General features: G+C 66.5%; 8 protein-coding genes. All 8 read right to left on the bottom strand.

Annotated features, from left to right (window positions below; translation table 11 throughout):
* Window positions 1-10 precede the first annotated feature (10 nt).
* The 8 genes from VARPA_RS06180 to aroB all read right to left on the bottom strand — a co-directional run bounded on the left by VARPA_RS06180 (window position 11) and on the right by aroB (window position 12,291).
* Window positions 11-1,489, bottom strand: a complete 1,479-nt coding sequence (locus VARPA_RS06180; protein WP_013539700.1) for a glutamate synthase subunit beta — start codon at window positions 1,487-1,489, stop codon at window positions 11-13.
* 169 nt (window positions 1,490-1,658) lie between these two features.
* Complete coding sequence (locus VARPA_RS06175) at window positions 1,659-6,413, bottom strand: glutamate synthase-related protein (protein ID WP_013539699.1); 4,755 nt, start codon at window positions 6,411-6,413, stop codon at window positions 1,659-1,661.
* Between the two features lie 183 nt (window positions 6,414-6,596).
* A complete protein-coding gene (locus VARPA_RS06170) occupies window positions 6,597-7,292 on the bottom strand; it encodes a transposase (RefSeq protein WP_013539698.1) in 696 nt (231 codons plus the stop codon).
* A gap of 56 nt (window positions 7,293-7,348) precedes the next feature.
* On the bottom strand, window positions 7,349-8,233 hold the full coding sequence (locus tag VARPA_RS06165; protein ID WP_013539697.1) for a class I SAM-dependent methyltransferase: 885 nt from the start codon (window positions 8,231-8,233) through the stop codon (window positions 7,349-7,351).
* A complete protein-coding gene (locus VARPA_RS06160; protein WP_013539696.1) occupies window positions 8,230-8,805 on the bottom strand; it encodes a DUF1415 domain-containing protein in 576 nt (191 codons plus the stop codon). Before VARPA_RS06160 ends, VARPA_RS06165 begins: the two co-directional genes overlap by 4 nt.
* Window positions 8,802-10,058: a CynX/NimT family MFS transporter gene (locus VARPA_RS06155; RefSeq protein ID WP_013539695.1), complete on the bottom strand. Its 1,257-nt coding sequence runs from the start codon at window positions 10,056-10,058 to the stop codon at window positions 8,802-8,804. The genes VARPA_RS06160 and VARPA_RS06155 overlap by 4 nt, the downstream gene beginning before the upstream one ends.
* Window positions 10,055-11,185, bottom strand: coding sequence for a deoxyguanosinetriphosphate triphosphohydrolase (locus VARPA_RS06150; RefSeq protein WP_013539694.1), 1,131 nt, complete (start codon window positions 11,183-11,185; stop codon window positions 10,055-10,057). The genes VARPA_RS06155 and VARPA_RS06150 overlap by 4 nt, the downstream gene beginning before the upstream one ends.
* A complete protein-coding gene (gene aroB / locus VARPA_RS06145) occupies window positions 11,182-12,291 on the bottom strand; it encodes a 3-dehydroquinate synthase (protein ID WP_013539693.1) in 1,110 nt (369 codons plus the stop codon). Before aroB ends, VARPA_RS06150 begins: the two co-directional genes overlap by 4 nt.

The raw sequence follows: 12,291 nt of genomic DNA, 5'->3' as shown, positions 1-12,291 counted from the left end.
GAAACAAAATTCAGCGCGGCAAATCACTGAATCCCATCAGGAATTCGTCCACCGAGCGCGCGGCCTGGCGGCCTTCCCGAATCGCCCACACCACGAGCGACTGGCCGCGGCGGATGTCGCCCGCTGCAAACACCTTCGGCACATTGGTGGCATAGCCGCCGATGAAGTCGACGCTCGCACGCGCATTGCCGCGTGCATCCTTCTCCACGCCGAAAGCATCGAGCACGGCGGCCACGGGGCTGATGAAGCCCATCGCCAGCAGCACGAGGTCGGCCTTGAGGATCTGCTCGCTGCCGGCCACTTCCTGCATCTTGCCGTCCTTCCATTCGACGCGAACGGTCTTCAGGCCCGTGACCTTGCCCTTCTCGCCGATGAATTCCTTGGTCGAGATGGCGAACTCGCGCTCGCAGCCTTCTTCATGGCTGGAGCTGGTGCGCAGCTTGATCGGCCAGTAGGGCCAGGTCAGCGGACGGTTCTCTTCCTCGGGCGGCTGGGGCATCAGTTCGAACTGCGTGACGCTCACGGCGCCATGGCGGTTGCTGGTGCCCACGCAGTCGGAGCCGGTGTCGCCGCCGCCGATGACGATGACGTGCTTGCCTTCGGCGCGCAGTTGGCCCTTGACCTTGTCGCCCGCGTTGACGCGGTTCTGCTGCGGCAAGAACTCCATCGCGAAATGGATGCCGTCCAGGTCGCGGCCGGGCACCGGCAGGTCGCGGGATTGCTCGGCGCCGCCGGTGAGCACCACGGCGTCGAAGTCCTTCTGCAACTGCTCGGGCGTGATGGTTTCCTTGGCGAGGTTGGTCACCTTGGAGCCCTTGCCCAGCGGATCCTTTGCGGCACCGATCATCACGCCGGTGCGGAAGACGACGCCCTCGGCCTTCATTTGCTCGACGCGGCGGTCGATGTGCGTCTTCTCCATCTTGAAGTCGGGGATGCCGTAGCGCAGCAGGCCGCCGATGCGGTCGTTCTTCTCGAACAGCGTCACATCGTGGCCGGCGCGCGCCAGTTGCTGCGCGGCCGCCATGCCGGCCGGGCCCGCACCCACCACCGCCACCTTCTTGCCGGTCTTGTGCTTGGCCACGCGCGGCGCGACCCAGCCTTCGTCCCAGGCGCGGTCGATGATCGCGTGCTCGATCGACTTGATGCCGATCGCGTCGTCGTTCACGTTGAGCACGCAGGCCGCCTCGCAGGGCGCGGGGCAGATGCGGCCGGTGAACTCGGGGAAGTTGTTGGTCGAGTCGAGCACCGCGAAGGCGTTCTGCCAGTCGTTGCGGTACACGAGGTCGTTGAAGTCCGGAATGATGTTGTTGACCGGGCAGCCGCTGTTGCAGAACGGCGTGCCGCAGTCCATGCAGCGCGCGCCCTGCACCTTGGCCTGCTCGGGCGTCAGGCCGACGACGAATTCCTTGTAGTGCTTGACGCGCTCGTCGACAGGCTTGTAGCCCTCTTCGATGCGCTCATGCTCCATGAAGCCGGTGATCTTTCCCATCGTGATGTCCTTTACACCCCCGTTGCTTGCTCACTGCGTGTAGCCGCCTCCCCCCTCAAGGGGGCAACACCAGCGGCCCGGCAAAGCCGGTTCCGCGGTGTTCCCCGAAGGGGCTGTGACGGTGTCATGCGCTGCATGCGATGCGAGGGCTAGTCTTTTTGGTTGATCTTCAAACTGCGGCCGGAGCCGATTGCGATGCGGGAGCCAGCGCGTGCGGCTCCAGCCCCACGTGCGCGTTGTTGCCGCTGCTGGTCAACTCGACCTTGCGGTCGTGCAGTTCGGCGAGCGCCCGCTTGTATTCGTTCGGAAACACCTTGACGAACTTGGTGCGCGACACGGCCCAGTTGTCCAGCAGCTCGCGCGCGCGCTTGCTGCCGGTCCAGCGGTGGTGTTCTTCGAGCAGCTTCTTCAGTTGCGCTTCGTCGGTCTCGCCGCCGTGCCAGATCTTGCGATGCACGCTGGCGGTCTGCTCGGCGGAGGTCAGCACCTTGTCGAGCGACACCATCGAGAGATTGCAGCGCGTGGCGAACTGGCCGTCCTCGTCGTAGACGAACGCGACACCGCCGCTCATGCCTGCCGCGAAGTTGCGGCCGGTCTTGCCGAGCACCGCGACCGTGCCGCCGGTCATGTATTCGCAACCGTGGTCGCCCGTGCCTTCGATGACCGCCGTGGCACCCGAGAGGCGCACCGCGAAACGCTCGCCGGCCACGCCGCAGAGATACGCCTCGCCGGTCGTCGCGCCGTACAGCGCGGTGTTGCCGACGATCGTGTTGCGCACCGCCTCGCCGCGGAAGTCCAGGCTCGGACGCACCACCACGCGGCCGCCCGAGAGGCCCTTGCCGGTGTAGTCGTTGGCATCGCCGATCAGGTACAGCGTGATGCCGCGCGCGAGGAACGCACCGAACGACTGACCGCCCGTGCCTTCGAGCTGGATGCGGATCGAATCGTCGGGCAGGCCCTGCGGATGCACCTTGGTCAGCGCGCCCGAAAGCATCGCGCCCACCGAGCGGTTGACGTTTCGCGCCACCTCGATGAACTGCACCTTCTCGCCCTTGTCGATGGCGGGGCGCGACTTCTCGATGAGCTTCACGTCCAGCGCCTTGTCCAGGCCGTGGTCCTGGTTCTCGACGTGGAAGCGCGCCACGTCGGCCGGCACGTTCGGCAGCGCGAACAGGCGGCTGAAGTCCAGGCCCGAAGCCTTCCAGTGTTCGATGCCCTTGCGGGTGTCCAGCAGGTCGGCGCGGCCGATCAGGTCGTCGAATTTGCGGATGCCCAGCTGGGCCATGATCTGGCGCACTTCTTCCGCAACGAAGAAGAAGTAGTTGACGACGTGCTCGGGCTTGCCCGAGAACTTCTTGCGCAGGATCGGGTCCTGCGTGGCCACGCCCACCGGGCAGGTGTTCAGGTGGCACTTGCGCATCATGATGCAGCCCTCGACCACCAGCGGCGCGGTGGCGAAGCCGAACTCGTCGGCGCCCAGCAGTGCGCCGATGGCGACGTCGCGGCCGGTCTTCATCTGGCCGTCGGCCTGCACGCGGATGCGGCTGCGCAGGCGGTTGAGCACCAGCGTCTGCTGCGTCTCGGCCAGGCCGATTTCCCACGGGCTGCCCGCATGCTTGATCGACGACCAGGGCGAGGCGCCCGTGCCGCCGTCATGGCCGGCGATCACGACGTGGTCGCTCTTGCACTTGGCCACGCCCGCGGCGATGGTGCCGACGCCGATTTCGCTCACCAGCTTCACGCTGATGCTCGCGTGCGGCGCGGTGTTCTTCAGGTCGTGGATGAGCTGAGCCAGGTCTTCGATCGAGTAGATGTCGTGGTGCGGCGGCGGCGAGATGAGGCCCACGCCCGGGACGGCATAACGCTGCTTGCCGATGTACTCGGTGACCTTGCCGCCCGGGAGCTGACCGCCCTCGCCCGGCTTGGCACCCTGCGCCATCTTGATCTGGATCTGGTCGGCCGAGTGCAGGTACTCCGCGGTGACGCCGAAGCGGCCCGACGCGACCTGCTTGATGCGCGAACGCAGCGAGTCGCCATCGTTGAGCGGCAGGTCGACCTCGACGTTGGCCGCGCCGATCACGCTCTTGAGCGTGTCGCCCTGCTTGATCGGGATGCCCTTGAGCTCGTTGCGGTAGCGCGCCGGATCTTCGCCGCCCTCGCCCGTGTTGCTCTTGCCGCCGATGCGGTTCATGGCAATGGCCAGCGTGGCGTGCGCCTCGGTGCTGATCGAGCCGAGCGACATCGCGCCGGTGGCGAAACGCTTGACGATGTCCGCGGCCGCTTCGACCTCGTCCACCGGAATCGCCTTGGCCGGATCGATCTTGAACTCGAACAGCCCGCGCAGCGTGAGGTGCCGGCGGTTCTGGTCGTTGATGAGCTGCGCGTATTCCTTGTACGTGTTCCAGTTGTTGGAGCGCGTGCTGTGCTGCAGCTTGGCGATGGCGTCGGGCGTCCACATGTGCTCTTCGCCGCGCGTGCGCCAGGCGTATTCGCCGCCGGCATCCAGCATGTTGGCGAGCACCGGGTCGTCGCTGAACGCGGCCTTGTGCATGCGGATGGCTTCCTCGGCGATCTCGAAGACGCCGATGCCTTCCACGCGGCTGGCCGTGCCGGTGAAGTACTTGTTCACCGTCTCGGTGTTCAGGCCGATGGCTTCGAACAACTGCGCGCCGCAGTAGCTCATGTAGGTGCTGACACCCATCTTCGACATGATCTTCGACAGGCCCTTGCCGATGGCCTTGACGTAGTTGTAGACCGCCTTGTCGGCGCTCAGGTCGCCGGGCAGGTCGGCGTGCATGGCCGCCAGCGTTTCCATCGCGAGGTACGGGTGCACGGCTTCCGCGCCGTAGCCGGCGAGCACGCCGAAGTGATGCACTTCGCGGGCCGAACCGGTTTCGACGACGAGGCCGGCCGTGGTGCGCAGGCCTTCACGGACCAAGTACTGGTGCACGGCCGAGAGAGCCAGCACCGCCGGAATCGCCACCTGCGTCGGGCTCACGCCGCGGTCGCTCACGATCAGGATGTTGTGGCCGCCCTTGATCGCGTCCACCGCTTCGGCGCACAGCGACGCCAGCTTGGCTTCGACGCCTTCGTCGCCCCAGGCGAGCGGGTAGGTGATGTCGAGCACGTAGCTCTTGAACTTGCCCTGCGTGTACTTGCCGATGTCGCGCAGCTTCGCCATGTCGGCGAAGTCCAGGATCGGCTGGCTCACTTCGAGCCGCATCGGCGGGTTGACCTGGTTGATGTCCAGCAGGTTGGGCTTCGGGCCGATGAAGGACACCAGCGACATCACGATCGCTTCGCGGATCGGGTCGATCGGCGGGTTCGTCACCTGCGCGAACAACTGCTTGAAGTAGTTGTAGAGCGGCTTGTTCTTGTTGGAGAGCACGGCCAGCGGGCTGTCGTTGCCCATGGAGCCGATGCCCTCTTCGCCGGCCTGCGCCATCGGGCTCATCAGGAACTTGATGTCTTCCTGGGTGTAGCCGAAGGCTTGCTGGCGATCGAGCAATGCAACCTGGCTGATCGGCGCCGCGACCGGCTCGGCCTTGACGCTGTCCAGCTTGATGCGCAGGTTCTCGATCCACTGCTTGTAGGGCTTGCTGTTCGCAAGGGTGGCCTTGACCTCCTCGTCGTCGATCATGCGGCCCTGCTCCAGGTCGATCAGGAACATCTTGCCGGGCTGCAGGCGCCACTTGCGCACGATCTTCTGCTCGGGCACGGGCAGCACGCCCGACTCCGAAGCCATGATGACCAGGTCGTCGTCGGTCACGCAGTAGCGCGACGGACGCAGGCCGTTGCGGTCGAGCGTGGCGCCGATCTGGCGGCCGTCGGTGAACACGATGGAGGCGGGGCCGTCCCACGGCTCGAGCATGGCGGCGTGGTATTCATAGAACGCGCGGCGACGCGGGTCCATGGTGGCGTGCTGCTCCCAAGGCTCGGGAATCATCATCATCACGGCCTGGCTGATGGGGTAGCCGGCCATCGTCAAGAGCTCGAGGCAGTTGTCGAAGGTGGCGGTGTCGGACTGGCCGGCGAAGCTGATCGGGTAGAGCTTCTGCAGGTCGGCGCCCAGCACGGGCGACGACATCACGCCTTCGCGCGCCTTCATCCAGTTGTAGTTGCCCTTGACCGTGTTGATTTCGCCGTTGTGCGCGACATAGCGGTACGGGTGGGCCAGCGGCCACTCGGGGAAGGTGTTGGTCGAGAAGCGCTGGTGCACCAGGCCCAGGGCCGAGACGCAGCGCTTGTCCTGCAGGTCCAGGTAGTAGGTACCGACCTGATCGGCCAGCAGCAGGCCCTTGTAGACCACGGTGCGGCTGGACATGCTCGGAACGTAGTATTCCTTGCTGTGCTTGAGCTTCAGGCGCTGGATGTTGGCGCTGGCGGTCTTGCGGATCACGTAGAGCTTGCGTTCCAGCGCGTCCTGCACGATCACGTCGTTGCCGCGGCCGATGAAGACCTGGCGCAGCAGCGGCTCCTTTTCGCGCACGGTGGGCGACATGGGCATGTCGCGGTTGACCGGCACGTCGCGCCAGCCCAGCAGCACCTGGCCTTCGGCCTTGATGGCGCGTTCCATCTCTTGCTCGCAGGCTTCGCGGGAGGCGTGTTCCTTCGGCAGGAAGATCATGCCGACGCCGTATTCGCCCGGCGGGGGCAGCGTGACGCCCTGCTTGGCCATCTCCTCGCGGTAGAGGTGATCGGGCAGCTGGATCAGGATGCCGGCGCCGTCGCCCATTAGCTTGTCAGCGCCCACTGCGCCGCGATGGTCGAGGTTCTCGAGGATCTTCAAGCCCTGCAGAACAATGGCGTGGCTCTTTTCGCCCTTGATATGGGCCACGAAGCCGACGCCACAGGCATCGTGCTCATCGGCACCGGAATACAGACCGTGTTTTTGGAGATGTTCGATCTCGGCAGCCGTCGTCATGGCGCACTCCTTCAGTTTTCGCAGGGAAAGGGAGCATATTGCGATGCACAAAGAATGCCAAATACTTTAATTGGGGTCAGATTCTTATTAAAAGCCGAGTTTTCTTATCGGAATTAAATTGGGGACGCATCAAAAAGAGAAGCAAAAGGATGCGGCATCACACCGAATATGCGGTGTATAGGCTCACGAATTGGATGCAGAAGGAGGCCGGCCCGCCTTTGCCTTGACCACGCGGCGCTCGGTCGATCTCTGCAAAGCATCGAGAAACTCACCATCACCCGCCGCCCAGCCGCGCAAGGTCGCCTCGGTCAGCGCATCCTGATCGGCCCTCCGCACTCCCGCGCGCACCAACTCGACATACGCCGCCTCGCGCGCGAACGGCGTGTTGCCCAGCTCCCAGTACAGCGGATGCGGCGTCAGCAGCTTGTCATGGCGCAGGCCCGCGTAGTGCCCATGGCTCGACCACGGATAGTCGCGCGCATCGGTCGCCATGCCGGCACGCACCGGATTGAGGTCGATGTAGGCCATGCAGGTCATCAGGTAGCGATCGGTCTGGATCAGCGTCGACCTGTAGCGGCCTTCCCACAAGGTGCCGCTGCGGCCATGGCGGTCGTTGAAGTAGCGCACATAGCTGCGCCCGACCGACTGCATGAACTGCGGCAGACCCGTGGTGCTGTCGGGCGTGGCCAGCAGGTGGAAGTGGTTGTCCATCAGCACGTAGGCGTGCAGCGCGATGCCGAAGCGCGTGGCGTTGTCGGCCAAGAGGCCGAGCAGCTTTTCGTGGTCCGCACGATCGACAAAGATCGGCTGGCGGTTGTTGCCGCGCTGGATCACGTGGTGTGGCATGTCGGCCAGTGTGAGACGGGGGAGACGGGCCATGGTGGCACCTATCCTAAGCCGCGCACGGCGGCATCGGCCAGCACGCTATCGGCCTCTCAGGCCAGACGAAACCGCGTATCGCCCAGCGCGTCGAGCCCGAACTGCGACAGCAATTCGCCCAATCGCGTCGCCGCGCTCGCCTTGCGCTGGCCGGTGTAGCGCGCCAGGATCAGCTCGTTCTTCATGCTGTGCTCCCAGCCGACCAGTTCGGTGACCGTGACGCTGTAGCCGTTGGCTTCGAGGTACAGGCAGCGCAGCACATTGGTGAGCTGGCTGCCGATTTCGCGCGTGTGCAACGGATGGCGCCAGAGCTCCGCAAGCGGCGTGCGCGACAGGGCCAGCGCCTTGGTTTCGCGCAGGCACGCGGCCACTTCCGCCTGGCAGCACGGCACCAGCACCATGCAGCGGGCCTTCTTCGCCAAGCCGAAGGCGATGGCGTCGTCGGTCGCGGTGTCGCAGGCATGCAGCGCGGTGACCACGTCGATCTGCGCCGGCAGCTCGCTCGCATTCGCCGATTCGGCCACCGTGAGGTTCAAGAACGACATGCGGCCGAAGCCCAGGTGCTCCGCCAGCTTGCGCGAGCGCTCGACCAGCTCGGCGCGCGTCTCGATGCCATAGACATGCCCGCCCTGGCGCGCCCGGAAGAACAGGTCGTAGATGATGAAACCGAGGTACGACTTGCCCGCGCCATGGTCGGCCAGCGTGGCTTCCGCGCCCTCGCCCGGCAGTTCGCGCAGCAGTTGCTCGATGAACTGGAACAGGTGATAGACCTGCTTGAGCTTGCGACGGGAGTCCTGGTTGAGCCGGCCCTCGCGCGTGAGGATGTGCAGTTCCTTGAGCAACTCGATGGACTGCCCGGGGCGCAAGACCTCAGTCAATTCAGCGTCGGCCTTGGCAGCCTTGTTCGTCTTCGTGGCCTTGGCCGCGGTGTGTGCGTTCATGGTCGGGCACTCCCTGGTCCCACATCGAGCGCCGCCCAGCCGTCGGGGCCCAGCGCTTCGAGCGTCTCGATGTTGCGTTCGAAGATGGCTTCGGCTTCCGGAAACGCCTCGACCGCGCGGCTCACGCTGTCCTCGCGCAGCAGGTGCAGCGTCGGGTACGGCGCGCGGTTGGTCGCGTTCTCGATGTCGTCCGGCTCGGTGCCCGCGAACTGGAACTGCGGGTGAAAGCTCGCGAGCTGGAACACGCCATCGAAGCCCGCCCGGGAGAGCTTGCGTTCGGCGCGGCCGAGAAAATCGTTGAAGTCCAGAAAGTCCGCCAAGGTATTGGGTGCAATCAAAAGGGTGGTGTCGCGCACGGCGGCGTCGAGGGCTGCGAGTTCGTTGGCTTCGGCAAGAAGCGCATCCATCAGACCGGATTGGTCGGCGGGCAGGTGCACGGCGTAGTGGATCTGCGCCTTCACATGCACCGCCTTGGCGAACGGGCACAGGTTGAGGCCGATCACCGCTCGCTCGAGCCAGCGCCGCGTGTCGGCTTCGGCCTGAATGGCGTCGATTGTCACCGGGCCTGTCATGCCACCTCCGCTGGAGGGCGAATTCGCCCCAGGCGCCGGGCGATCGCCATGCCAGCCAGCGAGCAGGCCAGCGTCGCCGCCCAGGTCCAGTGCCAGCCGCCGACGCGGTGCGCCACCCAAGCCACTGCCGGCGGCGCAAGAAACTGCCCGAGTGACGATGCCTGCTGCATCAGCCCCACCGTCGTGGAAACCGTGGTGGGACTGGGCGCCAGCCGGACGCCGAGCAGGAACAGCGTGGCCGGCACCATGCCGCCGCCGAGTGAGAAGGCACAAACCGCGGCGTAGCGAAGCGCAGGCGGCAAGCCCAGCGCGTCTGCGCCCTGCCCCACTTGGGCAAACGCGGCCACACCGCCCAGTGCCATGGCCAGGAAGCCCCATTGCAGCAAGCGCTCGGGCGCCACGCCGCGCTGCAGCCAGCGGCCGCCCGCGACGTTGCCGACGATGTTCATTGCGGCCGCGATCGCGGTGAGCACCGCGTTCCAGCCGGCTGGCACGCCCGCGCCGGCGTAGATGGCGGGCAGGAAGCCAATCACAGCCATCCACTGCGCCGAATAGACGGCGAAAGTCAGCGCGGTGAGCCAGGGTGCGCGGGCGCCGACCGTGGCGCGCAGGCGCGATGCCCATCCTCCGCTCGCACCGCCCGGCGCGGCCGGCCGCAGCCGGTCCGCTGGCACGGTGAACCACACCCAGAGCGCGGCGGCGGCGGAAACGATAGCCAACGCCCACCACCAGTCGGCCCAGCCGCCCCAGCCAATCAGCGCAGGCCCGAGCAGCAGCGCCAGGGCCACGCCGAGCGGCATGTAGGCGCCCCAGAGACCCAGCGCGGCCTTGTCGGCGCCCGTCGGCGTCAGGGCGCGGATCAAGCCGGGTCCCGGCATCACCGCCAACAGGAAACCGATGCCTTCGACCGCGCGCAGGACCAGCAGCCACTGCACCGCATGCGCGCCGCCGACAAGACCTGCACCGACCGCGCCGCCGAGCACGCTGGCCACCGTCAGCACCACAAGCCCCGCCAGCAGGCTGCGGCGCAGGCCGATGCTGTCGGCTGCGAGTCCGGCCGCGAGGCCCAGCGTCATGCTCGCCACTTGCACCAACGACAGCAGGAACCCCGCCTCGACCAATCCGATTCCGAGCGACGCCTGCAGCGCCGGCACGGCGGGTGGCAGCTTGCCCAGATGCAAGGCGGCACTGACGCCGCCGAGCATGACGGCATAAGCCGCGAGCGGGACGCGCGGCGCGGGACTTGTACTCATGCGATGCCCCGCCGGCCGGTCAGCCGCTCGTGCTCGCGCATCGCGAAGCGATCGGTCATGCCGGCGATGTAGTCGGCGACGGCCCGATGGCGATCGCGGCGGCCGGCATAGGAATCGGGCATCTCGGCGTCGCGCTCGAGGTAGGCATCGAACAGCTCGCGCACGACCTGCTGGGCTTGGTCGGTCGTCTGCGTCACCTGCGGGTGGCGGTAGAGGTTGCGGAACAGGAAACGCTTGAGTTCGTCCGACTGGGACCGCATGGCTTCGCTGAAGGCGACGATGGGCGGCGCATGGCGCACCCCATCCGCATCGGTGGGCGCCAGCGTTTGCAGCGCTGCGCGCGTGGCATCGATCACGTCGTAGACCTGCGCGCTCAGCATGCGCCGGATGGTCTCGTAGAGCACGCGGCGGCCCTGCAGGTCGGGGTACTCGGACAGCGCCTCGCGGCGGTAGCGCTCGAAGAGCTCGACCTCCGCCAACTGCTCGACGCTGATGAGGCCCGAACGCACGCCGTCGTCGATGTCGTGGGCGTTGTAGGCGATGGCGTCGGCGAGGTTGCACAGCTGCGCCTCGAGGCCGGGCTGCGTGCGGTCGAGGAAGCGGCGTGCCACACCGTTCGGTTCGGCCAATTCCAGGCGCTCGGCGTTCGCGCGCGAGCAGTGCTTGAGGATGCCTTCGCGGGTCTCGAAGCTGAGATTCAGGCCGTCGTATTGCGGATAGCGGTGCTCCAACGCGTCCACCACACGCAGGCTCTGCAGGTTGTGCTCGAAGCCGCCATGGTTGGACATGCATTCGTTCAGCGCATCCTGGCCCGCGTGGCCGAAGGGCGTGTGGCCCAGATCGTGGGCAAGGGCAATCGCCTCGACCAGGTCTTCGTTCAGGCGCAGGGCACGGGCGATCGATCGCCCCAGTTGCGCGACCTCGAGCGAATGCGTGAGCCGCGTGCGGAACAGGTCGCCTTCGTGGTTCAGGAAAACCTGGGTCTTGTAGACCAGCCGGCGGAACGCCGTGGAATGCACGATGCGGTCGCGGTCGCGCTGGAAGGCATCGCGCGTGGGCGCGGGCGGCTCGGCATGACGGCGGCCGCGCGATTGCGCGGGATGGCAGGCGAACGCCGCGAGGCTCATCCCAAGCAGCACTGCGCGAGCACTTCACGCACCAGTGCGTCGGGCGCGCTGCTGACCGCGGCGGAGCCGGGCTTGTCGATCACCACGAAGCGGATTTCGCCGGCTTCGGATTTCTTGTCGACGCGCATCAGTTCGAGGTAGCGGTCGGCACCCAGCGCTGGGCCAACGATGGGCAGGCCCGCGCGTTCGATGAGGCGCGTCAGCCGTTCAACGAAGGCTGTGTCCACGCCACCGAGCCGCTGCGACAGGTGCGCCGCCATGACCATGCCGCAACCGACCGCCTCACCGTGCAGCCACTCGCCATACCCAAGCCCCGATTCGATCGCATGGCCGAAGGTGTGGCCGAAATTCAGGATGGCCCGCAGGCCCATCTCGCGCTCGTCCTGGCCGACCACCAGCGCCTTGATCTCGCAACTGCGCTTGACGGCGTAAGCCAGCGCGGCCGGATCGCGCGCGACCAGCGCATCGATATTCGTCTCGATCCAGTCAAAGAAGGCCATGTCGTGGATCGGGCCGTACTTGATCACCTCGGCCAGACCTGCACTGAGTTCGCGCGGTGGCAGCGTCTGCAGCGTGCCCAGGTCGCAGACCACGAGTTGCGGCTGGTAGAACGCGCCGATCATGTTCTTGCCCAGCGGATGGTTGATGGCGGTCTTGCCACCAACCGACGAATCGACCTGCGCCAGCAGCGTGGTCGGCACCTGGACGAAGGGCACGCCGCGCATGTAGCTGGCGGCGGCAAAGCCGGTCATGTCGCCCACCACGCCACCGCCCAGGGCAAACAGCACGGTCTTGCGGTCGCTGCCGTGGCCCAGGAGCGCGTCGAAGATCAGGTTCAGGGTCTCCAGGTTCTTGTACACCTCGCCGTCGGGAAGCTCGAGCAGGTGCACGGTGCGAAAGCGGTTCGCCAATGCGGTCCGAAGGGCCTTGGCGTAGAGCGGAGCGACCGTGGTGTTGCTGACGATCAGCGCGCTGGCCGCCGCGGGCGTGGCCGCGAAACTCGCCGGATCGTCCAGCAGGCCGGCGCCGATCAGGATGGGGTAGCTGCGCTCGCCGAGCTGGATGTCGACGCGTTCTGGCGGTGCGGAAGGTGCGGGCAATGGCAT

It is taken from the genome of Variovorax paradoxus EPS, from assembly GCF_000184745.1.
Taxonomy (GTDB): domain Bacteria; phylum Pseudomonadota; class Gammaproteobacteria; order Burkholderiales; family Burkholderiaceae_C; genus Variovorax; species Variovorax paradoxus_C.
Note: the sequence above shows the minus strand (reverse complement) of the source record. Positions and strands in the feature narration are given on the sequence as shown.

What these genes read in the sequence shown, in the direction of transcription:
- VARPA_RS06160 (WP_013539696.1), bottom strand. Translation starts at nt 8,805, where the DNA reads ATGACAGGCCCGGTGACAATCGACGCCATTCAGGCCGAAGCCGACACG.
- VARPA_RS06175 (WP_013539699.1), bottom strand. Translation starts at nt 6,413, where the DNA reads ATGACGACGGCTGCCGAGATCGAACATCTCCAAAAACACGGTCTGTAT.
- VARPA_RS06155 (WP_013539695.1), bottom strand. Translation starts at nt 10,058, where the DNA reads ATGAGTACAAGTCCCGCGCCGCGCGTCCCGCTCGCGGCTTATGCCGTC.
- VARPA_RS06180 (WP_013539700.1), bottom strand. Translation starts at nt 1,489, where the DNA reads ATGGGAAAGATCACCGGCTTCATGGAGCATGAGCGCATCGAAGAGGGC.
- VARPA_RS06150 (WP_013539694.1), bottom strand. Translation starts at nt 11,185, where the DNA reads ATGAGCCTCGCGGCGTTCGCCTGCCATCCCGCGCAATCGCGCGGCCGC.
- VARPA_RS06170 (WP_013539698.1), bottom strand. Translation starts at nt 7,292, where the DNA reads ATGGCCCGTCTCCCCCGTCTCACACTGGCCGACATGCCACACCACGTG.
- VARPA_RS06165 (WP_013539697.1), bottom strand. Translation starts at nt 8,233, where the DNA reads ATGAACGCACACACCGCGGCCAAGGCCACGAAGACGAACAAGGCTGCC.
- aroB (WP_013539693.1), bottom strand. Translation starts at nt 12,291, where the DNA reads ATGCCATTGCCCGCACCTTCCGCACCGCCAGAACGCGTCGACATCCAG.